The organism is Acinetobacter sp. Gutcm_16 (assembly GCF_028649355.1).
GTDB lineage: Bacteria > Pseudomonadota > Gammaproteobacteria > Pseudomonadales > Moraxellaceae > Acinetobacter > Acinetobacter johnsonii.
The window spans coordinates 237,120-260,780 of record NZ_JAQSUV010000036.1; the positions used below are offsets into that span (position 1 = coordinate 237,120).

At 40.8% G+C, this 23,661-nt stretch carries 18 protein-coding genes, 1 tRNA gene and 3 pseudogenes; 7 read left to right on the plus strand and 15 right to left on the minus strand.

Going from position 1 to position 23,661, the window contains the following annotated elements; translation table 11 throughout:
* Window positions 1–111: 111 nt before the first annotated feature.
* Together PTT44_RS14735 and PTT44_RS14740 are read right to left on the minus strand one after the other, a co-directional pair.
* Complete coding sequence (locus PTT44_RS14735) at window positions 112–2,091, minus strand: phytase (RefSeq protein ID WP_273795689.1); 1,980 nt, start codon at window positions 2,089–2,091, stop codon at window positions 112–114.
* Between the two features lie 76 nt (window positions 2,092–2,167).
* Complete coding sequence (locus PTT44_RS14740; RefSeq protein WP_273795690.1) at window positions 2,168–4,654, minus strand: TonB-dependent receptor; 2,487 nt, start codon at window positions 4,652–4,654, stop codon at window positions 2,168–2,170.
* A gap of 324 nt (window positions 4,655–4,978) precedes the next feature.
* Between PTT44_RS14740 and PTT44_RS14745 the strand changes: the two genes are divergently transcribed.
* Together PTT44_RS14745 and PTT44_RS14750 are read left to right on the plus strand one after the other, a co-directional pair.
* Complete coding sequence (locus tag PTT44_RS14745) at window positions 4,979–5,905, plus strand: diguanylate cyclase domain-containing protein (protein WP_168378971.1); 927 nt, start codon at window positions 4,979–4,981, stop codon at window positions 5,903–5,905.
* Window positions 5,902–6,903, plus strand: coding sequence for a helix-turn-helix transcriptional regulator (locus tag PTT44_RS14750; protein WP_168378970.1), 1,002 nt, complete (start codon window positions 5,902–5,904; stop codon window positions 6,901–6,903). The genes PTT44_RS14745 and PTT44_RS14750 overlap by 4 nt, the downstream gene beginning before the upstream one ends.
* A gap of 74 nt (window positions 6,904–6,977) precedes the next feature.
* Here PTT44_RS14750 and PTT44_RS14755 read toward each other — a convergent pair whose 3' ends face one another.
* The 6 genes and pseudogenes from PTT44_RS14755 to PTT44_RS14780 form a co-directional block, all read right to left on the minus strand.
* Window positions 6,978–7,667: a hypothetical protein gene (locus PTT44_RS14755; RefSeq protein ID WP_252725842.1), complete on the minus strand. Its 690-nt coding sequence runs from the start codon at window positions 7,665–7,667 to the stop codon at window positions 6,978–6,980.
* 35 nt (window positions 7,668–7,702) lie between these two features.
* Complete coding sequence (locus tag PTT44_RS14760) at window positions 7,703–9,214, minus strand: alkaline phosphatase (protein ID WP_168378968.1); 1,512 nt, start codon at window positions 9,212–9,214, stop codon at window positions 7,703–7,705.
* A 14-nt stretch (window positions 9,215–9,228) separates the two neighbouring features.
* On the minus strand, window positions 9,229–10,845 hold the full coding sequence (locus tag PTT44_RS14765) for an alkaline phosphatase (RefSeq protein ID WP_131273880.1): 1,617 nt from the start codon (window positions 10,843–10,845) through the stop codon (window positions 9,229–9,231).
* Window positions 10,846–11,002: 157 nt separating this feature from the next.
* Window positions 11,003–11,195 (minus strand): annotated as a pseudogene (locus PTT44_RS14770) (IS982 family transposase); the annotation flags it as partial.
* Window positions 11,196–11,254: 59 nt separating this feature from the next.
* A pseudogene (locus PTT44_RS16610) lies at window positions 11,255–11,759 on the minus strand (transposase); the annotation flags it as partial.
* A gap of 127 nt (window positions 11,760–11,886) precedes the next feature.
* Window positions 11,887–12,795 (minus strand): YagK/YfjJ domain-containing protein, encoded by a 909-nt coding sequence (locus PTT44_RS14780; RefSeq protein WP_168378967.1) that lies wholly within the window; start codon window positions 12,793–12,795, stop codon window positions 11,887–11,889.
* Window positions 12,796–13,162: 367 nt separating this feature from the next.
* Here PTT44_RS14780 and PTT44_RS14785 point away from each other — a divergent pair, with 367 nt between their 5' ends.
* A complete protein-coding gene (locus tag PTT44_RS14785) occupies window positions 13,163–14,086 on the plus strand; it encodes a hypothetical protein (protein ID WP_168378966.1) in 924 nt (307 codons plus the stop codon).
* On the opposite strand, the pseudogene PTT44_RS14790 reads toward PTT44_RS14785, so the two are convergent.
* Window positions 14,080–14,556 (minus strand): annotated as a pseudogene (locus tag PTT44_RS14790) (tyrosine-type recombinase/integrase); the annotation flags it as partial. The gene PTT44_RS14785 and the pseudogene PTT44_RS14790 sit on opposite strands and share 7 nt — an antisense overlap.
* 538 nt (window positions 14,557–15,094) lie before the next feature.
* Between PTT44_RS14790 and PTT44_RS14795 the strand changes: the two are divergent.
* A complete protein-coding gene (locus tag PTT44_RS14795) occupies window positions 15,095–15,322 on the plus strand; it encodes a hypothetical protein (RefSeq protein ID WP_004691623.1) in 228 nt (75 codons plus the stop codon).
* 176 nt (window positions 15,323–15,498) lie between these two features.
* A tRNA-Thr gene (locus PTT44_RS14800) sits at window positions 15,499–15,574 on the plus strand.
* 67 nt (window positions 15,575–15,641) lie between these two features.
* Here PTT44_RS14800 and PTT44_RS14805 read toward each other — a convergent pair.
* The 3 genes from PTT44_RS14805 to PTT44_RS14815 form a co-directional block, all read right to left on the minus strand.
* The gene (locus tag PTT44_RS14805; RefSeq protein ID WP_168158699.1) at window positions 15,642–16,472 is read right to left on the minus strand and encodes an SAM-dependent methyltransferase; all 831 of its coding nucleotides are present in this window, start codon (window positions 16,470–16,472) and stop codon (window positions 15,642–15,644) included.
* A gap of 3 nt (window positions 16,473–16,475) precedes the next feature.
* Window positions 16,476–17,774 carry an FAD-dependent oxidoreductase gene (locus tag PTT44_RS14810; protein WP_004978178.1) on the minus strand — a complete coding sequence of 433 codons (1,299 nt, stop codon included), beginning with the start codon at window positions 17,772–17,774 and terminating at the stop codon, window positions 16,476–16,478.
* 414 nt (window positions 17,775–18,188) lie between these two features.
* On the minus strand, window positions 18,189–19,070 hold the full coding sequence (locus PTT44_RS14815) for a pirin family protein (protein ID WP_004978180.1): 882 nt from the start codon (window positions 19,068–19,070) through the stop codon (window positions 18,189–18,191).
* A gap of 332 nt (window positions 19,071–19,402) precedes the next feature.
* On the opposite strand from PTT44_RS14815, the gene ycaC reads away from it, so the two are divergent.
* Together ycaC and PTT44_RS14825 are read left to right on the plus strand one after the other, a co-directional pair.
* Window positions 19,403–20,029, plus strand: a complete 627-nt coding sequence (gene ycaC, locus PTT44_RS14820; RefSeq protein WP_087526726.1) for an isochorismate family cysteine hydrolase YcaC — start codon at window positions 19,403–19,405, stop codon at window positions 20,027–20,029.
* A 127-nt stretch (window positions 20,030–20,156) separates the two neighbouring features.
* Window positions 20,157–21,080 (plus strand): LysR substrate-binding domain-containing protein, encoded by a 924-nt coding sequence (locus PTT44_RS14825; protein WP_168158701.1) that lies wholly within the window; start codon window positions 20,157–20,159, stop codon window positions 21,078–21,080.
* 99 nt (window positions 21,081–21,179) lie between these two features.
* Here the strand turns inward: PTT44_RS14825 and ahpC are convergent, their stop codons facing one another.
* The 3 genes from ahpC to PTT44_RS14840 all read right to left on the minus strand — a co-directional run bounded on the left by ahpC (window position 21,180) and on the right by PTT44_RS14840 (window position 23,642).
* Complete coding sequence (gene ahpC / locus PTT44_RS14830; RefSeq protein WP_168158702.1) at window positions 21,180–21,743, minus strand: alkyl hydroperoxide reductase subunit C; 564 nt, start codon at window positions 21,741–21,743, stop codon at window positions 21,180–21,182.
* 278 nt (window positions 21,744–22,021) lie between these two features.
* Window positions 22,022–22,513 (minus strand): flavin reductase, encoded by a 492-nt coding sequence (locus PTT44_RS14835; RefSeq protein ID WP_035326242.1) that lies wholly within the window; start codon window positions 22,511–22,513, stop codon window positions 22,022–22,024.
* An 82-nt stretch (window positions 22,514–22,595) separates the two neighbouring features.
* Window positions 22,596–23,642, minus strand: a complete 1,047-nt coding sequence (locus PTT44_RS14840; protein ID WP_126034897.1) for a methionine synthase — start codon at window positions 23,640–23,642, stop codon at window positions 22,596–22,598.
* Window positions 23,643–23,661: the final 19 nt, after the last annotated feature.

A 23,661-nucleotide genomic window follows, 5' to 3' on the forward strand; every position in this document is an offset into this window, starting at 1 on the left:
CGCACTCCAATTTTTTTACTGCATGGTGCAGTACATATATATTTTTAAAATGGGCTGTGATTCTTTAGCAGCCCATGTACTCACTCAGGTACTAAAGTACTAAAGAGTTATTTAGTCCAAATGCAGCGCTTGGGCGATTTTTTCCCAAGGCACATATTTAAAGTTCTGATTGGTTTCAGGCATACGTTTACGTCCGTCTTGCACCACCAACATGCCTCGCTTCCATTTGCCACCAAAATTTAGGGAACTCACATCTAGTCCATCTGTTTCAGACACAGCGTCAATGCCTTTGTCGGTATTGATGCCTACACGAAACGCGCCAAGAACCGTGTAAGGTGCAGCAGCATCAAGCACCACAAAGCTGTCATTGCCTTGGCTTGAAACCACCAAATAACTTTGGTTTTTGCCGTGATAAAGTCCCATCCCCTCAATGTCATCATGCATCACCTCTCCTACACCTATCACCTGCTGCATAGGAAGCTGAGTTTTTGGGTTGAGATCTTTTACCCACACCGCGACATCTTCTTCACCCAAGAAAATACGCCCTGTGGCATCGTCTACGACACAGCCTTCAGGTTGAGTTTTCACTGAAAAACGTTGTACTTCTTCAGCCCGTAATTTTTGCTGTGCAGCCGTGATGTGGTATTGAACAAAAGTCCCATTTTTATCGTTGGGAATGGCATAAATTTCCCCTTGAGCGTCGCGGTACATGCAAATGCCATAAATATCATCCAATGTGGTTGTTAACTCGCCAAGCACAGAAACCTTGCCCGTTTTGGGTTGAATCGCAAAGAGATGCAGGCTGTTATGATCTCGGTTCGATGCCACCGCCAAATCGACTGTCTGATTGCCCCATTTAAAACCGTGGCGTACATCGACATTATTCAATCGCCCTACTGGCAAGTACTGCACAGTTTTGCCCTGTAAGTCGTTAACCTGTAAACCACCTTGTTTATCTGTCGCTAAAATACGGGACTGACTCGGCTGTGCAGCGTTATGCCAAATCGCAGGATCATCAGCCGCATCACCTGTACTTGGCACGCCCTCCGTCTGCACTTCTGCTGGAATAGTGATGATATTTTGGGCTTTGGTCTGGGTTTGAGTTTCCCATTCCACATCTGTCACTTTCACGGTTTTATCATCTAAAATCAGCAAGGATTTATCTGTTAAATTACCTTGAACACTCAAAGTCTCTGCTTCTTTCACCGTATCTAGTTGTAAAGGCGGCTGTGCTTTCCATTGCTTATCTTGCTTTTGATAACGATAAAGCAAAGGTTTTTCCGCATCGAGTACAGCGACATGATCATCTACAATCGCAATTGCAGAAGGTGAACCTTGAATCGAACCAAAGGGTTGCACGAGATCCACCGCCTGACGCACCATGTCTGCTTCGGAATGAGCTGGATATGCCCAAACGCCAACATTCGCTTCATTAATAAACAGCTCTGCTGTGGCATCATTCACTTTGCATACACTGCTGGCAGGTGGAAAACTGAGACGGCGTACCAACTGTGGTTGACTCAAAGCCTTCTCATGCTGAGCCACCAACCATTGTTCACCAAGCCCCTCTTCGCCTACTAAAAAAGCAAAACTCAGCCCTTGAGCATCGGTATATAAGCAAACATCTTCAGACTTAAATGAACGCTTTGGAATAAAGCTGGGTTTGTCCCATGCTTTATTTTTTAAGTTCATGCTTATCAGTTGAATTTGCTGTTGTTGCACATTTGACGCAGCAATCAATAAACGCTCCGAACCAATCCGATAATCAAAACGCCCAAACTGACCTTGAATTTGATGTAGTACATTTTGTTGATCATCTAAGATTTGTAGCCCTTTGTTTTTACTGCTCAACAGTGCGGCAACTTCAGGCCATGCACTCAAGCTTAACCATTGCACATCCTCAGTTTTTGCCCCATTCATGTCGACTTCACGTAATTGCAACTTCGCTGCCATAGGCTGATCTATTGGTATTTCAGCCGAGCTTAACGACTGGCTATTTTGCGGAGCTTGGGGCACGCTGTGCTGACTGCATGCGCTCAATAACAGCAAGCAACTGCTTAAAGCAGACAATTTAAAAGATGAAAATTTCATAGAGACACTCAAAATTGGGCAAGGAAACTCAGGTCTGCTTTTACTGAGCAAACCTGAGAACTAAATTTAATTCGACTTAAAAATGGGTGTAGGTCAGTGCAAGTTTGTATGCTGGGCCATATTCTTCATATTGAGCGTTATAAGCCTTAGAGCCTGCATAGTTGTAATAAGTTTCATCGGTGATGTTTTGCACATCAAACGTCAATTGTAAGTTTTTAGATAAATTCACATGACTACTGAAATCAAGGAAGATTTGGTCATCGGTATAAATGTCTTTTTCTGGCGTGTCGATATCACCTAATGCATACAAATAGTTCGATTTATAATTTGCTGAAAGTCGTACACCAAAGCGCTCATTTTCCCAACCAATCATGGCATTACCGACCACATCCGACTGGTTTGGTAAATGAATACGACGGCTCAGAAGTTCGCCATCTTTCATCGAATCAATATCCGCCTCTGACTTACTAAAGGTGGTATTTAAACCCAACAAGAACCCGTTCCATGGTGCTTCTAGATGGTCAAACTTTTGTGAGTAGGCAAACTCCATCCCGTACAGTTTTGCTTCATTACCATTTTTATAGGTAATAGCTTCATCAAAGTCAGCCCATTGCCCTGTTCCTGCAATATTGGTGTTATAAATAAAGTTATCGATATCTTTATAAAATGCGTAGAAACCCACCATACTGGCTTTGCCAAAATACTTTTCTACACCCAGATCAAAGTTAGAAGACTCTAAAGGCTTTAACATTGGGTTACCAAACTCAGCTTCATCACCATCGATATAGACACCTGGTGCACTTTGCGCAAAGCTTGGACGGACCACACTATTGGTCCAAGCGGCACGGAGGTATGCGTTATCGGCCAATTGATAACGCAAATGTAAACTCGGCAACCAATGATCATAGTCATTTTCATATTTAGTCGCAGTAATCACATCATCATTGAACTCAAAACCACGTGCTTCAAAGTTGGTATTTTCATAACGCAAGCCTGCAATCACACGCAGTTGATCCAAATCAACGGTATTCATGACATAAGCCGCTTGTATGTCTTCATTCGACTTAAAGTCATTAATGATTGAACCGTCAGCAACCACATAATCATTTGGATTTAATCCACTGATTTTATCTTTAATAGCGTTTTTATTAATGGTTGGACCAAACTGACCCAGTTCATAATGGCTGTTTGAATTGAAATCTGAACTTGACGTACTGAGATCTTCATATTTCCATTCATCGGTATTGTTGGTTTTTTCACGTTGACTGATTTTTCCGCCGAACTTCAATGCAGCAGCATAATTCCCCAGCATATAGTCTTTCAAAAAGTCTAATTTACCGTTGTATTCTTTATCGGTGGTTTTAGATTTTTCCCACGACACCGAATCTAACTCATAGTTGGCCGCATCATAAAAATCTTGGTCTGCCGTAATTACAGGTTTTTGCGTATTATTAAATCCAACATTACTAAAATCACCTTGGTATTTTGCCCCCGAAATTCCCCCTGGATTTTCCTCCGATGCTTCGCTATAACCGAGCTGACCTTCCACCGTCCACGTGCCAAAACCTTGCTTACCACCGAGGACAAAAGACTGTATTTCTTGTGTTTCTTCACGGCTCTTCAGTGAACGAGTCACTTCTGCATCACCACGCTGGCCTGCAAGTTGTGGATCAGAAAATTCAGCCGCCACTTCCTGACGTGATTCAGTGTCTTTAAAGCGACTATATAAAGTTCTTAAATAGTATTCGCCTGTGTCATTCGGACGGTAATCAAAGTTTAAACCCGCACCAATGCGCTCACGTTCGATGTCATATTGACGCATTGCGGTTTCTTCAAGTGCGTCACCATCCCAAGCCCCACCCGTTTCAACATTGTCCGAGCCAAATTTTCGGTTTTGATAACTCAGTGCCAGTGCCACCCCAAGGTTGTCTTGCCCCTCACCAACACTGAAACGATTACTGATAGCACCAGATGCTTTAGGTCTATATTTTTCCCGTTTTTCATCATAACCACCTTCAATCGTTCCCGTATAAAACAAACCGTCATGGTCAAAAGCCGATAAACTTTCAACCTGCACCGTACCACCTAATGAGTTGGCATCCATGTCTGGTGTCAGCGTTTTCACCACAGCCAATGACTGTACTAGCTCTGAAGGTAAGACATCCAATGCTACGCCACGGCGATCGCTTTCAGGCGCGGGAACCAAAGTACCATTGATGGTTACTGCATTTAAGTCAGCGCCTAAACCACGAACGGAAACAAAACGTCCTTCGCCTTGGTCACGCTCTGTAGATACACCTGGTATCCGTTGCAACGCTTCTGCGGCATTGTCATCGGGTAATTGTCCAATGCCATCGGCATGTACCACACTGCTGATTTGGTCGGCACGTTTTTGTTCTTTGAGTGCTTTATCCATACTTGCAGCTTGACCAATGACCTGTACATATTCCACCGTGTTATCTTCGGCATGTAGATGCGTCATGCTCAGCATTGACAGGACCAGTGTGCTGAGCTGAAAACCCGCACGCTTATGTTTCATGAAACGGCTCTGATTATTTTGCATTATGTTCTTCCCCTCAAGCCAAAGTGGCATGGTTTGAACGCACAATAGAAATTGAATGTGAACATGATGTGACAGTGCCTTTTACGATCTGTCCTTTTTATTTGTTTTTGGCCTTTTTCAGCAAAAAATGAGCTAATTTGATCTTTATAGAGAAAATACTGAGCATACAGAATGATACATATTCACCTCAAAGATAGGGTTTTTCAGCATTTTTATTCTCAAAAATCAAAAATACCCTGATCTATTTTGACCCTAGCCATTGCCATCAAACTGTCATCTAAATCTGTTTAGCTTGGGCGAAAATAAATCATTTCAAAAAATGCTATGCCTAAATACTTTGCTTACTACCGCTGGCCTTTATTATGTGTAGCGACTGCCTGTAGCTTATCCCTTTGGTTGTTTATCTTACTTGGGCAGAGCAAGTCATTTGCTGAATGGAACTGGGTCGATATTTTAGGTGAAGGGGGAGCAACTGTTTTTATTGGTATTTGGATTTTCTTTATTATTAAAAGCCGTCCTTTGGGCCGTGTAACTAACTATATCTTTTATGGACTGTGTTTTATTTTTTTCCACATGTGGATGGACAGCTTAGATGAGTTTATTCGCCTGCCTAAAGAAATCATGTGGGATGCATGGCTTGAGTCCATTCCTTTTCCAATTGGACTGTATCTATTTACCATCGGGATTTATTTTTGGCATCAAGAAGAACAGGCAATTTCTAAACACATGCAAAAACGAGAACGCATTTATCGGGATCATCGTTTATTCGATGCACTCACCCCTTTGGCCGATGCTCATTATTTTAAAACACAGCTCAAAGCCGCAATCGAGCAAAACTTGCATGAACCCAGCGACATGTCCGTCATACTGCTAGATATGCATAATTTTAATCAGATTAATCAAACACATGGCTTTGATGAAGGCACATCTATTTTACAGCATGTTTCACAATTGATTAGCTTAAACTTACGACCACAAGACCTGCTCTGTCGCTTCGCAGGAGATCGTTTTATTATGCTGTTACCAGAGACGAAGCTACAACAGGCTGAAAAAATGGCAGCTCAGCTTGAGCGCATGCTTATGGTCAGTGCTTATTATCAACGTGATCTGTCCGTGCACATTCCTCTAAAAGCACTCACGACCTGCTGTTCAGTCGGGCAATACCAAACTGCTCAGCAACTTTTGAATGCCTTAAATCAGCAATTGCTCCAAGTGAAGCAATACTACTCACCAAAGCGAGTCACCGTATGAGCTTTGAATGCGACTACAGCTACATTCCTGCGCATCATCAATTGTCTATTTTAATTGATTTAGCAGTCAGCCATGAAGTCGAACATCACGTCCTACTCAGTGGTAGCGGTATTTTCTTGGAAGATATCTTTTCAGGGCAAAAGCTGATTAGCCAGCAACAGTTACAACAGGTTTTAACAAATGCTGAACAGTGTTTTCGCAATCAGGACATCAGTTTTTTATTTGGTCAACGCAGCCTAACCACCCCCTTTAATGACGCCATTAAATCCATGCTGTATGCATCGACCTTCGATGAAGCGCTTAGCCGTTATTTAACATTTTCCGCGTCTGTTTCACCGTGGTTATGCCCTCGACTCATGTACAGCCAAAACCATATTCATATTTATTGGTTAGATGAAAACAAGCTTGAAAATCGCTTTTTAATCGAAAGCGCAATGAGTGCAATACAAGCGTTTAGCCGTCAACTGTATCAAACCAAGTTAGCGTGGAAATTCGAGTTTAATTTTTCTGAACCGGATTATATTGAACAATATTGGACACATTTAGGCAGTGCTTTAGAGTTTAATCGCCCGATCAACATGATGAGCCTACCTCGCGATTTGATTTATGAAAAACTTCCCAATGCCTCTTCGACCTTAGCTTCAATCAGTTATCAATATGCGCTGAAAGAAATGACAGCTCAAAATATTCAACAGAGTTTTTTGCTCAGTTTGCACCAATATTTAATGCAGAATATTCAAAATAATATTCAACTTGAACAAACCGCTGACTATTTTCAAATGAGTTCTGCCACCTTAAAACGTAAACTGAAAAAGCATCAGACACATTTTCAGGCGCAACTCGATCAAAGTCGTTTGCATACTGCCATTATTTTATATCGTGTACATGGTTTTAAAACTGAACAGATTTCTCAGTATTTACAAATTAACGATGCGACCAATTTTCGACGTGCGTTTAAGCGTTGGAGTGGTTTAACTGTACAAGCGGCACAGTCCTAAGCGCTTATTTTTCCAAAAAAAAATCACAGGTATTTCTATTTTAACGTCGAAATTAAAAGTCAAAAACTCATCGGCTAATCACTAAAGTCCGCATAGTCACGTTCGCTGTATTTTTCTGTTTGTGTCCAAGGTGTAGCAACATGTTGGCCAATTTTGCGCACGGTAAAGGTTTTGGCATAGCCTGAGGTCGGTTTGAGCAATTCATATTTTTGAACCAGTTGATCTTGTTCACTCCATATAATATTCAACGTTTGCCCAGCACTGCTTATTTGATAACGCGCTAACTTCGGATCACGTTGAATCAATTGTGCTCGCTTTAAAATGTCAGGATGAATCAAACTATATTCACAGCGCCAACAGTTTTTCATCCCTAGCATTTCTTGATCGACATCCTGCAATTGCACCCGCATTTTTTCATCTGGCAAAATATAAAAACGCTGAAACGGACTTTCTACGTTTGCTTGCCCGACTACATCTTTGCGCTGCATCCACTGAATTGCACTGTCAAAACTCACATGCTCATGGGTGTCTGTTTTGGCAGACACATGAGCGTTGCTATGTGTCTGGGCTTCGTCAGCATGCGTTTGTGTGTTTAAACGTTCAATCCAAATATTTTGCTCATCTCGAATTATTTTCTCACTGTATTTTTGAATGGTCGTGACCCCATTGGCATCCAACCGTTCAATCTGATAATCAATACGATATTCATCGGCCGACCATACCCATGGACTGAGCAAACTGAAAGACAATGCTAAGAATTTCATTTTGAATTTGAACGGCCGTATAAATCTTGTATCCATTAGAATCCAAACGCCTTTTTCAATTGCTCAAATACCCATGTATTTTCTTGTGTGCCTTTGAATAGATTTGAATTCTTTCCTTCAGCAAACAGCATCACATCTCCGCCGCCATGTGTTTCGCTTTTCGTCAGTTGTACCCCGACTTCTTGTTTATAGTCGTCAGCAAAGGCTTGCTCGTTGCTAATACTGTCACGAATATCTAAACGCTTGCCCGTACCATTTCCAAAAACGAGCGTCGTTCCTGTTGCCCCATTTACATCGCGGTATGGATTATGTACTTGGCCATCAGCCAGCACTTTGCTGTAAGCATTTTGCTCTTTTGCAATATTATAGTCATAGCTCAGCCCCAAAATACCTGGATTAGTCTCCGTCGTTTGGCCCGTTCGTGCGGCATAACCATTAAAGGTCATCACATGGTCATGGTCTGCCGTCACTACAATCAAGGTATTGCTCAAATCCACTTTATCCAGTGCAGTTTGAATTGCATCATTAAATGCCTTGGTTTCCTGCAATGCCCGTTTGGCATTATTGGCATGTAGCGCATGGTCAATACGCCCACCCTCAACCATCAAGAAATAGCCTTGTCCATGACTCTGTGCTTGCAGTGCATCAATCGCTTTACTGGTCATCGCCGCCAGACTCGGTTCAGTCTCTATATTCTTCTTGAGTCGATCCAAATCAAAATTTAAATGTGACTGTGTGGAGAATACGCCGAAAATTTTCTGAGTATTGACCGTCTGTGCCAAATCACTTTGGCTTAAAACGATTTGATAACCCTGCTGTTTAAACTCTGCCAATAAATCACGACCATCCAAGCGCCCTTTGGGGTTAGAGACTGCATCATAAGGCGTCCAATGATTTAAGCCGCCTCCCATAAGGACATTAATACCATCCAATAAGTTTGGATTATAAGCTTTACCTTTTGGAACAGCTTGAAGCGCGATATCGTATTGCGCATCACGGTGACAGATATGTGCATAGGTTGCCGCAGGTGTGGCATGGGTGAGTTCGGTCGTCGTCACTACGCCAACCGCTTTACCCTGCTTTTTTGCCAGTTCTAAAATACTTAACGCAGGCATCCCTGCGACCATACTACTGCCCTGTTCTGGACAACGGTTGATGGCTTTCGCTAAGCTTTTGCCATTCGGCAATTTTCCTTCTTCAGGTTCGACCGCAACCGTTCCTGTTGTCATGGCAATCACTTCATTTTTATTTTTCTGCCCAGTCATATAGGCGCCCATAGAGGGAGCGCTATCTGTGGTTTGACCATCCTCAGAATAGGTTTTAATCCTTGCTGCGTGCTTCATGCTGTCCATGGCCAGTTTGCCATTTTCCCCCACAGCATAAATACGACTTGCCGTCACTGTGGTTGGTCCCATGCCATCGCCTAAAAAGAATATAACGCTTTTCGTCGGTGTAACTGTGGTGTCCACAGCATACAAAGCACTTGAAGAAATCGACGCTGTAAGCAGAAGCATCATGTATGGGATGGTTTTTAAAGTATGTTTCATGTGATATCCCTCTGCTATAAGCCTGTGATCTTACGAATGAGGTGATTGACCTCAATATTTTCAAGGCTACCTGAGAACTGATCGGCTCCCTGACCAATCGCACCTAAAAACACATCTGCACCGCCATGCGTTTCTTTATCTTTATAGCCCGTTTGAATCACAGCTTCTTGTTGGAAATCATCCGCAGCAGTGCCCGTACACCAACCCGTTTCAGCCAAAGGATAGGTGAAACTATATTTTTCACCTTGTGGTGCCTTTGGCCCTTGTACAGGATGACAGACATCAGTGTCTTTTAAGTTCAGTACCAAGTCATCCATACGGTTTTGAGTGGGGCGTTTTTTGCCCGTACCAAAACCGATAATCGGATAAGGTTGACCATGAATATCTTGAGCAAAGCCCGCTTGATCATAGTTTTTTACCAATCCAAGCACACTGGTTTCCTTACCTTCGACGTATTTTCCTGTACGCTTGGCATAACCATTTAAAACCAAGGTGTGATCATGGTCGGCTGTGATTACAATCAGTGTATTTTTAAGTTCAGGATCACTTTGTTTAAGCTTTTGAATGGTTGCTTCTAAAGCATCATTTAAGGCAATCGTGTCTTGTAAAGCACGTTTGGCATTGGTGTCATGCAGCGCATGATCTATACGCCCGCCCTCCACCATCAGGAAAAAACCTTTTTTATTTTGCGTCAGGATGTCTAAAGCAGACAGCGTCATTTGCTTGAGACTCGGCTCTGCCAAGTTTTTCTTGGTGCGATCCAAGTCGTAATTTAAATGGCTGTGATTAAATAAACCCAATAATTTTTCATTTTTCGCCAGTTGCACTTGGGACAGTTGGTTTTCATCAAAAACCACGCGGTAGCCTGCCTTTTGCATCTCGGTAATTAGATTGCGCCCATCAGTACGTTCTCCACCTGCATCTTTAGGCAAAAATTGACGCTTACCTCCACCTAAAACCACATCGACTCCATCTTTGAGTTTGAGGTTATAGCGTTGATAATCATCGCCTTTTGAGCTCGGGACCAACTGTGATGCAATGTCATTTTCAGCATCACGGTGGCATATATGCGCATAAGTCGATGCTGGTGTGGCATGCGTGATCCGCGTTGTGGTCACAACCCCTGTCCCCCAGCCCTTTGCTTTGGCTAATTCAAGTAAAGTCTGTGTGTTTTGCTTATTTTTGTTTTGTGGGTTACTAACGCACTGGTTATTCCCTACTGAGTCAGGTTCAACCGCAATCGTCCCTGTCTGCATCGAGATCACCTCGTTTTTCATCTTCACACCGGTCATGTACGCGCCCATCGAAGGTGCGCTGTCCGTGACTTGCGCATCTTCAGAAAAGGTACGAACAAAAGCAGACTCAGGCAGCCGATCAATCGCCAACTGACCATCTTCACCAACAGCATAAATACGTGAAGCGGTAAGCGTGGTGATGCCCATACCATCACCCAAAAAAAAGACCACACGTTTCGGTTGTTGGACTTTTTCTTGTTGGAGCTGTTGCTCTGTATTGGCTTGTTGATTTCGCGTTATCGTAGTAGTTTGACAAGCGGTAAGCAATAAAGCGCTGAAACTTATACATACCACGCTGATTGTTTTTAATTGGAATTTTTCAAGAGAACCGAGCATGGCATCAACCCATCTAAAGATGGCTGAACCATACGCCGCAGATATTTAAATAAGATGACATTTAACTACTTTTTCATTTACTTGCTAAAAATAACCCGAAACCTATTTAAGCCAAGGATTCCATTACTCGAATGTTTAGCTTATTTTGATAACATCATTAGTAAGCATATAAAGATGCATAAATTCCAGCTAAGTACACTTCAATGCTTCTCGCTTTACTGAGGACTAAATTATATTACCCTTTTAATGAGCTGAATAAAGTCTCTATTTTTACGATGCTTTAAATGATATTCATCATATATGGAGATTAAAACAGATTTCATATTCTTTCTGTTATATGCAATTAAATCAGTGCTTTATAATTTTATCTGCTTGGATGATAATCCTCCCATAAATAACTCAGCGGACGCTTACGATCCAGCGTACTGCGACGATAACCATAGATGCCATAACTGGCCTCATAAGAAGAATGGATGAGCTGTAATAACCGCTTATCTTCAATCGTCCTGCCTGATTCAGGTTCATGCAACCAGGCATAGTAACCAGCACGAGCGATCTTAACGACCCGACACATCGTTTTAATCTTAAATTGATGGCTGTATTCCAGGATAAACTGATACTTCACTCGGGCAGGCTTGCAAAGCGGCGTGAAAGCAGTGCTTTCACTTTAAGATATCCCGTTCCTCTTCAGTCTGTTTAAGCTGACTTTTAAGACGTAGGATTTCTTTCTTTGCTTCGCGTAGTTCATGTTCATCAGAGTTGTTACGTAAAGGTTGTACCGCCTTTAGCCATTTATAAATGCTGTGCTGTGATACACCTAAACGCTATGCTACATCAGTGACAGAATATCCACGTTCATTAATCAATTTAACAACTTCATCTTTAAATTCTGGAGTATATCGTTGCCCACTCACAATATTCTCTCCTATGCAAAAAGAATAGACTAAATTTGTCTAGGAGAGTAGTGACAGTCCATATCTAACTAAAAGGTATCTATAAAATCGGTGGCTATTTACCTGCTGTATCTGAGATTATTTTCATTTAGCGTCGATCATACGGCACTCTTAACTGACCTTTACCAAATACTCTTCGTCCTTTTGGCTTTACACGTAAGTATTGAAGAGTACGTTTGTGATGATCAGCAATGTATTGCATTGCCTCAATGAAATTTGTCACTTGGGTTGAATCACGACGATAGATCACACCGATCCCCAGCTTATTCTCTCTTCTAAGTTTCGCTACACGTTCCCGGTTCCAGCAATTATAGCCTTGACCATAACCTCTAGTAATATCCTTCCATAACTCAATAATTTCATCCCCCCAATATGCTGCGCTTCCATCACGATAGGCATTATCATAAATGATTGCTAAGTGACAGTGAAAACCTTTACTTTTACCGCCTTGCTCCACTCCCCATATATACCCGACCACATGTTTAAATATGCCATCTTTATTTTGAATACGGTTAAGCAGTATATCTAAGTCCTTATAAATATCTTCAACTCTAATTCGACTAGAATATTCTTGCAAATAACCCAAGTCTACACGAGCAACTAATATTCGACTGCATTTATTAAGTATTGATCTACAATATTCCTGAACTTCAACTTTATTTTCATCTTTCTGTTTTTCAATGGTTTCATAATCTTTCTTGAAAAGCTCAAATAAATCTAAAAACCATTTTCTTATCTCTCTGTACCCAATTATCTTTAACTCGTCCATAAGTTCAAAATAACCAGAGTCTATTCTCTGTAAGTCATATCTCAGAATTACAAAGAATTTAAGATAACCTGTGTATTCATCATCAGGATCATAAATATCATTAAAGTCAAATAATAGATCTATAAGCTGTGAATAGAATCCATCCCATTTTGTTCGTTCTTTTTTTAAACGTTTTAAAAATTTCTCAATATGAAGTGTAAGTTTTTCCTGATTAATTGAATCTCTCATGTTTAAACCTATGTGTGTGATAGTTACATAGGTATAGGGAATTCAGTATATATATACATTTACTTCACAATAAAGTGTTACCTAATAAACGATTAGATTAATAACCAAAGCTCTAGGGAGTCCAAATTCCTCCTGTAGTACAGCATCCCTTCCCCACATGAAAAACATTTCCTCCCTGCTCTACGCTTAAATTCATGCAGGCTCTAGTCTCAAAAAAGCTAGAGTTAAGCTTAACTCTAATAATAACTAGTAAAAAATGCGTATAGGCTATGATTTATAGGAATCTGCCATAACTTTAGTATTGAAAAACACTTGCTTAAATACTAGTATAAATACTACAAGAAATACTACGGATATCTTTTAAAAAATGGCTCTAAGATCTATAAATTCCCATAATGAGAAAGATTTTTTAATTAATAATTTTTTAAGAGGTTTTAATAAGTGTGATTATGTATGGATTGCTTGGAATTTAGATAATGAGGATAATCACCCGCAGCGTTACTTATTAGATTTTTTCAACAAATATTCTTCTTTTGAACTTCTATATGAATATATAAAAAATACTCTATTAACATTTGAAGAAGAGAGCCTTAATTTAATTATAGATAAATATAATAATAAAAAGGAGAAGTACTTATTAAAAACTGATCTTAACTCATTAAAAACTAGCCATAGATTATGCTGGTTTCTAGTTAACAGATTTTCAAGCGAACACAGAATATCCTTAATCACCGGTTCAAGGACATATAAACAAATTCACAATCCATATATTTTTTTCTTAGTAATTATTTTTATATATAAAGAAAAACTAGGGGGAGTAGACGAGATAGACTTAGTATTAAATAAATATATAGCCGACTATAGAGAGATTAAGAATGAAAGAAAGAATTTAGAAAAATATATTAATAATAAAGATTTTACTGAATGGTCTGTAAATTATATTGATAAAAATTTTAGATATTCAGTTTTTCCTAAAATTCATATTGATACCCATGAATTACATCAAGAATATATTTATGCATATTTTGATGATTTATATATTTATAATGAAGAAAAATATATTAATGATTTAAATAAACTTAAAAAAGCTTGGCAGCAAAATGTTTTTAGAAGGAAAAATAAAGATAACCCTAAAAAAAGTTATCATTTACCATTAAAGAAAGAATCGAAAAAGTTTTTAGAAAAATTAGCACATTTCAAAAACATTTCTGAAACCGAAGTTCTAGAGAAACTAATTAATGAGGCGTATAAAAAGGAAATGTGTAATGAAAAAGGAAAGGCTAATTACTGAGTAATCCACCTTTTCACCTGCTCCCCATACCACTCCATCAACCTCACCCGCTCATCCTAATATTGCGCTCGGTTATATGCCGAGCGAATTCTATTTTGAGGCACATGAGCAAGCTGCCTTTCAATGGCATCGGGATTAAATAAATTTGATTCGTTTACGACTGTACTGAATAGAGATCTAAAACCATGTGTGGTCATTCTTCCTGCATTGCCTGAACGCTTGATCACCGCCAAAATAGACTCACTACGCATAGGTTCTTTGTTATCCAAACGATGTGGAAAAAGCAGTTCCTGATTGTAAGTAAGTCTTAAAGCCTGCAGCTCCTCAATCATCATGTCCGTCAATGGCACACGATGTGGCAATCGGTTCTTCATACGCTCCTCAGGAATATCCTACTTACGCCATTCCAGATCAAATTCTTCCCAGTGTGCTTGTAGTAACTCACTAACACAAACACCTATCAGTATAACGACACAGTTCATCTGAGAATCATTTAGTGGACTACTATTAACATGTCATTTTGAAAAATGTATGTGAAATAACCTTATAATTGTTCTATGGTTCCATGAACTTAAAAGAACACCGCCACCTCGATCTAATTGGGGGTAAAAATGGGGGTAAAATAAAAATATAATTTTTTATTTTAATTAATTATCATATGCTTAATACAAAAATATGACTCCCTCTTTCAGCCAAAATTTTAAAGACCTTAATCGAAAGATTAAGGTCTTTTTTTATGCTGAACATTCTTATTTAGACTTGGCACAAAGTCTGCTTCATAAAAACGACTCTTCACAAAACAGGATAATTTGCACCACAAAGTGAAATATTTATTCAAAAATAAACGCTTGAACCTGATTCAAACTTGAGCTAAAACAAATTCTAAGGGAGGTTAAAATAAATCATCAACGATCATCTAGATGCAATGTTTATGAAGCACAATTCATTTGCGGTATATAACTAGCGAAACACTAAATTGACCAATAAAACTGCTATTCGGGAGTCAGAATGAATAACAGCACCAATTATGTCAAACAAATTAAAAACGCTAAACGAGGCGGTTATACCCCAACCCTTGCAAAGGATGTCAACAAACATAAAATTCAAAAAGCAATTCGTCTGATTGAACAATGGAGAACGCTGGCCAATGAACTCAAACCTCAAATGCAACTCGACATGGCTTTTACGTTGGAAGAATGTGCCCAAGACCTCGATCAAATTTTAAGGAGCAAATAAGTTCCATGTTTTCGCTTAACCCTATTTAAAAACAGTTTCATCACAGCCCCGAATTTTATTCTTAGCTTTCACCCACCCTTTGGTGGGTGAAGTTTGCACAAACAATCATGTGCATTTCAATCGCTCACTTTTTGGCTTGCGTTTTCAAGAAAATCCGCTATTATTCTCACCACGTTGCCGGCATAGCTCAGTTGGTAGAGCAACTGACTTGTAATCAGTAGGTCCACAGTTCGAATCCGTGTGCCGGCACCATTTTATACTTAGCCTCGCTTTTTAGTGAGGCTTTGTTGTTTCTGGCCCTTTGGTTTTTTATTTCATTTTAAATGTCTTTAACTGCTGTAATTTGAACATAGCGCACGATGCCCTGTTCAAATAATTTTTGGCAGAGCTTAGCCGTCATTTTAATTTTGAAATAATCCAAATTTTGAGCGGCCTGTTGGACTAAATGCACATGATAATAACGAGAAAACCCCGCCAAAACTGCATCTGATAAATCTTCAATAGCAACCTGCTGATATCCTTGCGCTTCTATCGAATGCTGCAAATTCTCGTCTAACTGAAGATGTTCCAAATGAACATCGGCTGCCTTTAACAGCATTTTCAGTTGAAGCTTCTCAAAACGATTTAAATTCAAAAATGCATCACTCAACATCAGATAGTGAAAACCGATGCGCCCTTTTGAATTTAAAACAGAATGGGTTGATCTTAGAAATGAATTTAAATCACTGTGATAAGCGGCATCGAGGCAAAACACCACATCAAAAGGTGCTGAAAATAGCTTTGAATTTAAATTTAAAAATGACGTTTGAATGATGTGTATCTTTGAATTTAAAGTGTGCTGTATGCGTTGGACACATTCGGCTTGTAACTCAACCGCACAAAGTTGCTGAACATGGTAATGCTGCTGCCACAGCAATAGACTCGCGCCCTGCCCACAGCCCAAGTCTAAAACACGGTCATTTGATTTTAGCTGTAATCGATCAGCAAGATGCGTTGCCAGTGTTTGGCAAGCCTCAGGATAGGATGACCTTGCATCATCCCAATAGCCAAGATTGCTCCAAGCCAATACAGCATGATCTCCCAATTGTTTTGCATCAATTGCATATTTATGTTTGGGCAGATGTCGCTGTAAGGTTTGGAGCCATTTCATGCTTTAGTAGCCGAGTTGTGGGGCAACCTCAACTTTAGGTTTTAATCCAACAAACGGCAATGGTGCACCGAAAATTTCTGCAATATGCATTGCTGAAGTTACGGCAGACTCTAAAATAGGCAGACCATCGCACGACCATGAACCACAGAAGAAGACTTTTCGGTTAGCACTTTTATGGCGTTGTTGTAACTCTTTATTCAAAGCCACAGTTTGCGAGTCCACCACCGCACGGGTCAAAGTTACAGTTGAAATCACTTTTTTCGGGTCAATCTCGGTCACAGGCTGCCACGTTTGGAACACAGCGTTTTTACCGACCAGACTTGGTTCGACTGAATTGAGCCAAACCGTGAACTGTTGACGGGTAAACTTACGGTCCATCATATAGCTCAGCACCGACCAGTCTTTACGCTTAGGCGGCATCACGGAAGGATCAGTATGGATCACCAGTTGACCTTGCTCAAAACGGAACTGTTTTAACAGCGCAATATCATCTGCAAACTGAACAGGATCTAAAAACTCTTCAATTTTTGTGGTTGGCGTTGCCACCACCACACGGTCAAACAGTTGTTGTTCGCCCTTATTATTTTCAACCAAAACTTTGTCACCTTGTTCAGTGACTTTGCTAATAGCAGATCCGCTTTGGATATTGATGTTTTCAATCAATTTATCGACCAAGGCAGGTGTTCCCCCTTGTATACGCAATAAAGCATCACCATCCGTCAACTGACGTAAAAAGATCAACAGCGGTTTCGCTGGCCATTCGCCGATGGTTTTTGGATTACAGGTACAGATGGTGTAGAGCACAGGCATGACTGCGCCATGCCAAAACACTTCTTCAATGTCATGCTGGTTGATAAATTCAGCCAAGGTAATGTCTTGATCTTTAGATTTGAAGAATTTAGCAATCGCGGTTTTAAGCTGCAACATACCTTTAACCAAGCGCCATCCATACTGCTGCAGGCCTTTGCGGTTATTGATAATCGGAAAATTACCAATGCGGCTACGGGTAGTGGTTAACCATGTTTCTGTACGGTCTTCAAACAACCAACTACATGCCATGTAGGTGCGTACTGGATACGTTTTGATGCCTAAATAAGTCGCAAGACTTAAGGTATTTTTCCATAAGTGTGGGTTCATGACACGTAACGGAGCATCAATCAGACCACCTTCAAACTCTGTACTGTGGCTATCCATTCCTCGCCCAGTCAGTGCTTCGAAAATAGTAATATTATGCCCAGCATCCTTTAGAATTCTTGCGGTAGCAAGACCGGCCATGCCGCTACCAATAACTGCAATATCCAAAATTATGATCCGTCAGTCTGACTTATATTGACTGAAATTATGACCTAATGTCGAAAAAATAGGGCTATTAAAAAATACCAGAATCACATTTTTTCATGTGCCGCACCGATAGGAAGATATCTGCTTAAATTACATTTCATTACACTAAAAAAGCACTCAAATAAGCACACGTTTTTTATACATTTTATTTTAAATAAAAATATAAATTGTTTAAAAACAAAGTATATAAATTAACTATTTTTATAACATCTGTTTTACAAACCAGCGAAAAGGCGCTAAGATATGCCCCGCATAAAAACGATAACCACATCACATAATAATTCATGACCAACTATGCAAAACAAGAAGACTACAGCGCCTAAAAAATCCCTACCCTTGACCGAGTAGGGATTTCTTCTTTTTAGCGACAAGATTTTAGTCCACTACAGCAACAGGGATTTCACCAAACTTGCCACGATTAAAATCATCAAAGGCTTGCACAATTTCCGCTTTGCTATTCATGACAAATGGACCATAACCTTGAATTGGCTCATTTAGTGGTTCACCAGTCAACACCAAGAACTTAGTGTCTTGCAGCGCTTGTAGTTGAATTGCAGCTTCGCCATCTTGAGCAAACATCACAATGGAACTATCCACCACTTTTTGCGTGCCATTAATCAGCACTTCACCACTGAGTACCACCACAATTGTGTTATGCGTGACGGGCACATGAATAAAAGTTTCGTACTCTGCTTTTAACTCACCATCCCAAACATTGACGGGGCTATACGTTTGAGCAGGGCCATGATGACCACCAAACTCCCCCGCAATCACGCGGAGATGTCCAGCATTATCATCCATTTCAATACGTGGGATATCCGCCACAGTCAAGGCTTGATAACGTGGTGTGGTCATTTTGTCTTTGGCTGGCAAATTCACCCAAAGTTGCACCATTTCAAACAGACCACCATGCTCAGCAAAGGCTGGAGAATGAAACTCTTCATGTACCACACCTGAACCTGCAGTCATCCACTGTACATCGCCAGTATTGATGGTACCACCGCCGCCGCTAGAGTCTTTGTGCGTCACTTCACCACTATAGGCGATGGTGACTGTTTCAAAACCACGATGCGGGTGTGAACCCACACCACGTTGCGATGTGGTTGGATCAAATTTGTAAGGTGCAGCATAGTCCAAAAGTAGAAACGGACTAATCGCTTGTCCTAAGCGGTCATATGAAAAGAGGTTTTTGACAGGAAAACCATCACCCACCCAATGCATGTCTTGATTACGATAAACACCGATTACTTTTTTCATCTTGGAACTCCTATATCGATAGGATGAATATGCAATCTATACTACCCCTTTCCTCAGCCCTCTTATAGCACTGTGCTAGTACACACAATCACACGAATAGGACAATCTCGTTAAAATCATCTCACCTGCATAAAAACCAATTTAAAAACAAAGCCATTCTTTATTTTTATGGCATATTTTTGCTCAAATTTTCCTATTTTTAAGATTAAGCATCTCGTTTGGCTTATTTTATTGTCTCATTTTCCTACCTATGATGATGTTCAAGCTCAAGGCACTAACCTTCTTACTAATTGCCTTGAGACTCGACTGATAATCACAACGAGGACAGAAAAATGGCGAAACCTTATATTCGTTTAGACAAAGATAATGCAGCGGTTCTTTTGGTTGACCACCAAGCGGGTCTCCTTTCATTGGTCCGTGACATTGACCCAGACAAATTTAAAAACAATGTGCTGGCACTGGCTGCTGCCGCGAAATATTTTAATCTTCCCACCATTCTGACCACCAGTTTTGAAGATGGTCCAAACGGTCCTTTAGTCCCTGAATTGGTCGAAATGTTCCCCAATGCACCCTATATTGCACGCCCAGGGCAAATCAATGCATGGGACAATGAAGACTTTGTTCAAGCCGTGAAAGCCACAGGTAAAAAACAATTGATTATTGCGGGTGTAGTAACTGAAGTCTGTGTGGCCTTCCCTGCACTGTCGGCACTGGAAGAAGAGTTTGATGTCTTTGTGATTACCGATGCATCGGGAACCTTTAACCCCATCACCCGTGATGCAGCATGGGATCGCATGTCTCAGGCAGGCGCACAGCTAATGTCATGGTTTGGTGCAGCTTGCGAATTACACCGCGACTGGCGTAATGATATTGAAGGCCTCGGTTCACTCTTTGCAGCGCATATTCCAGACTATAAAAACCTGATTCAAAGCTATAGCAAAAATACAGCGCAGAAATAATCAGACCTCAGTAAAAGCGATCCTCGGGTCGCTTTTTTGTCGTGCGCAATCGTTAGTGATGATACAGTATCAGATCATCCATCGCAGACTGCCTTCGGTCAAAAATCAATACAGGCTTGAACCCATCATGCATTCATTTGACGACTATTATTATTTTTATCTTGTGGTCAAGCACGGCGGTTTCAGTGCTGCAAGCGATGCCTCGAACATCACCAAGTCTAAACTTAGTCGCCGCATTTTAGACCTTGAAGCCAAGTACAATGTGACCCTGATTCAGCGTTCAACACGACATTTTAAAGTCACACCTTTGGGACAAGAGCTGTTTGAAGAATGTCGTCAAATCATTCAGCAAGTCGAAAGTGCACACAATGTTTTACTGAAACAGAAAAGTGAACCGCAAGGTTTAATCAAGATCAGCTGCCCTTCTGTGATGATGCGCTATCAAGTGCGAAGTTTACTCAATCATTTTTTAAAACAATATCCCAAAGTTCAAGTGGAAATGGAACTGACCAGCCGTCGTGTCGATGTCTTGCATGATGACATTGATCTTGCCATTCGTACCAATTTTAGCGCCAATGAAGACTCGAGCATTGTGGTCCGTGATGTGGTCAAAACCACGCATTGTTTGGTGGCCAGTCCTGATCTGCTACAGGGCCGTGAAATTCAATTTGCCACCGAGCTGAATGATTTTCCAACGCTCGCACTGGGGGTACAAAAGTCCAATTATCAATGGTTATTGCATCATACCCAGAGTGATGAACAGATCGTGATTCCTTTAGAACCACGGGTCAAAAGTAATGATGTCGCAGGCGTGTATTACTCAGCTCTGGATGGACTCGGCATTGCCAACTTGCCTTACTTAACGGTAGAGGCAGATATTGCTTCAGGTCGCCTAGTTCACATTTTGCCTGACTGGTGTTCCAATATTGGAACCGTACAGTTGGTCTATGCTTCACGTAAAGGACAACGTTTGGTCATGGAAAAACTGATTGAGCATTTGATTCAGGGTTTAAGAGGCTTTGCCAGCACCAGCAAGGGTTACCATCTGTAAAAGCTAAAAGAACCCTGCATAAAAAAATCAGCCACTTGGGCTGATTTTTTTACAGGCATCATGCTCATGACTCAGCACAATGCAACCATCGAGGTCAGCTTAGATTTTACCAACCAAGTCGATTGACGGCGCAAGCGTTGCTTCACCTTCTTTCCATTTTGCAGGACATACTTCGCCTGGGTGCGCATGCACATATTGTGCTGCTTTTACTTTGCGTAATAGTTCAGACGCATCGCGACCAATACCGCCGGCATTAATTTCAATAATTTGGATTTTACCTTCAGGATCAATCACAAAAGTACCTCGGTCTGCTAGACCTTCTGTTTCAATCAGCACGTCAAAGTTTTTAGACAAAGTCCACGTTGGATCACCAATCAATGGATACTGAATTTTACCAATCACATCTGACGTGTCGTGCCATGCTTTATGAGTAAAGTGGGTATCAGTCGATGCACCATAAATTTCCACACCGAGTTTTTGAAATTCAGCATAGTGATCGGCTAAATCGCCCAATTCTGTTGGACACACAAAGGTGAAATCAGCAGGATAGAAAAATACGACAGACCATCGGCCTTTTAAGTTTTGCTCAGACAACTCAATGAACTCACCATTTTGGTAAGCTGTTGCATTAAACGCCTTAACTTCAGTATTGATTAAACTCATGTATTCGTCCTCAAAAGATTTGTGAGAGTGCTTAAGTGATGAAGCAAGAATACGCACAAACCAAAAATTGGTAAAACAGTAAGTTTTTATTATTTTTATCGGATTTTTAGATTCATTATTTTCCGACACTGTTGCCCGATTTTCACCATCTTGTAGTCTAAATGAAAACCTTTCGATTTTTGAAATGGGCTCAATACAGTCAAATCTAGAGTCAAGCAGTGGAAAATCTATGATTTGGGAGGTCATTTCAAAGCTTTGATGTTCAATAAAAAGTGAAATTAAGCCGTTTCGGTCTGCCCGACCTGATGATAAGCACGATTAAAATACACTAAACTTTGCTCATGTTGGCTTTGTTGAATCGCGACAATACGGCACATAAAAACCGTATGTGTTCCCACTTCTTGAATATCATCAATTTCACAATCAAAATTGACCAAAGCATCCTTTAAAACAGGTGCGCCCGTTTCTAGCTCGGTCCACACACCATGTTTAAAACGCTCTTCAGACGTCATTTTAGATGCGAAGACATTCGAAATATGCTGATGTTGTGCACCTAACACATTCACAGTTAAAATTTTATTGTCGACAAAATGTGCATGTGAACGCGATGCTTTATTCATACAGACCAATAATGTCGGTGGTGTATCCGTCACACTGCATACGGCAGATGCTGTGAATCCATGACGATCAGCCATGCCTGCCGTAGTTACGACACTCACTGCGCTGGTTAACAAAGACATTGCATCTCTAAAGTCTGTTGCTTCAATCATCATTTTATTCCTCAGTAGAACGGACACATGCTTTGACTCAGATAAAAGCTACCCATTTTATCAAACAGGTAGCCCTTTCACATCACGCGCTTGCTGCGTATGAAGCCGAAAGTTCTTTACGAATAATTTCTGCACCTGCGCTTAACGCATTCAGCTTACCACGTGCGACTTCACGTGCTAAAGGGGCCATGCCACAGTTGGTCGATGGATAAAGCTTATCTGCATCGACAAACTGAAGTGCTTTACGTAGTGTATTCGCAACTTCTTCAGGTGTTTCAACGGTGTTGGTTGCGACATCAATCGCACCCACCATGACTTTTTTACCGCGAATCAGCTCGATCAGATCCATCGGCACACGCGAGTTTTGACATTCAAGTGAGATGATATCGATTTTAGATTGTTGCAGTTTAGGAAAAGCTTCTTCGTATTGACGCCACTCTGAACCCAAGGTCTTTTTCCAATCGGTATTGGCTTTGATGCCATAGCCATAGCAAATATGTACAGCAGTTTCACATTTCAGACCTTCAAGTGCTCGTTCAAGCGTTGCAACACCCCAGTCATTCACTTCATCAAAGAACACATTAAATGCAGGTTCATCGAACTGAATGATATCCACGCCAGCAGCTTCTAACTCACGTGCTTCTTGATTCAAAATTTTGGCAAATTCCCAAGCCAGTTTTTCACGGCTTTTATAGTGACCATCATACAGCGTATCAATCATAGTCATTGGACCAGGAAGCGCCCACTTAATCGGCTGATTTGTTTGGCTACGTAAAAACTTAGCATCTTCTACAAATACTGGTTTTTGACGGCTTACAGCACCTACCACTGAAGGTACACTCGCATCATAACGATTACGGATACGAACCGTTTCGCGTTTCTCAAAATCAACGCCATCCAGATGTTCAATAAACGTCGTCACAAAATGTTGGCGGGTTTGTTCGCCATCACTAACGATATCAATGCCTGCATGGATTTGTTCTTGCAATGACAAACGTAAGGCATCTTGTTTCGCTTCGAGTAATGCCTCACCTTCGAGTTTCCAAGGTGACCAAAGTTTTTCAGGCTCAGCAAGCCAAGAAGGTTTCGGTAAACTGCCCGCAGTTGATGTTGGTAATAAAATGGCCATTTTAAATCTCTATTTCAAT

Coding starts and splice junctions, on each gene's coding strand:
- PTT44_RS14735 (WP_273795689.1), bottom strand. CDS start 2,091: ATGAAATTTTCATCTTTTAAATTGTCTGCTTTAAGCAGTTGCTTGCTG.
- PTT44_RS14740 (WP_273795690.1), bottom strand. CDS start 4,654: ATGCAAAATAATCAGAGCCGTTTCATGAAACATAAGCGTGCGGGTTTT.
- PTT44_RS14745 (WP_168378971.1), top strand. CDS start 4,979: ATGCCTAAATACTTTGCTTACTACCGCTGGCCTTTATTATGTGTAGCG.
- PTT44_RS14750 (WP_168378970.1), top strand. CDS start 5,902: ATGAGCTTTGAATGCGACTACAGCTACATTCCTGCGCATCATCAATTG.
- PTT44_RS14755 (WP_252725842.1), bottom strand. CDS start 7,667: ATGAAATTCTTAGCATTGTCTTTCAGTTTGCTCAGTCCATGGGTATGG.
- PTT44_RS14760 (WP_168378968.1), bottom strand. CDS start 9,214: ATGAAACATACTTTAAAAACCATCCCATACATGATGCTTCTGCTTACA.
- PTT44_RS14765 (WP_131273880.1), bottom strand. CDS start 10,845: ATGCTCGGTTCTCTTGAAAAATTCCAATTAAAAACAATCAGCGTGGTA.
- PTT44_RS14780 (WP_168378967.1), bottom strand. CDS start 12,795: ATGAGAGATTCAATTAATCAGGAAAAACTTACACTTCATATTGAGAAA.
- PTT44_RS14785 (WP_168378966.1), top strand. CDS start 13,163: ATGGCTCTAAGATCTATAAATTCCCATAATGAGAAAGATTTTTTAATT.
- PTT44_RS14795 (WP_004691623.1), top strand. CDS start 15,095: ATGAATAACAGCACCAATTATGTCAAACAAATTAAAAACGCTAAACGA.
- PTT44_RS14805 (WP_168158699.1), bottom strand. CDS start 16,472: ATGAAATGGCTCCAAACCTTACAGCGACATCTGCCCAAACATAAATAT.
- PTT44_RS14815 (WP_004978180.1), bottom strand. CDS start 19,070: ATGAAAAAAGTAATCGGTGTTTATCGTAATCAAGACATGCATTGGGTG.
- ycaC (WP_087526726.1), top strand. CDS start 19,403: ATGGCGAAACCTTATATTCGTTTAGACAAAGATAATGCAGCGGTTCTT.
- PTT44_RS14825 (WP_168158701.1), top strand. CDS start 20,157: ATGCATTCATTTGACGACTATTATTATTTTTATCTTGTGGTCAAGCAC.
- ahpC (WP_168158702.1), bottom strand. CDS start 21,743: ATGAGTTTAATCAATACTGAAGTTAAGGCGTTTAATGCAACAGCTTAC.
- PTT44_RS14835 (WP_035326242.1), bottom strand. CDS start 22,513: ATGATTGAAGCAACAGACTTTAGAGATGCAATGTCTTTGTTAACCAGC.
- PTT44_RS14840 (WP_126034897.1), bottom strand. CDS start 23,642: ATGGCCATTTTATTACCAACATCAACTGCGGGCAGTTTACCGAAACCT.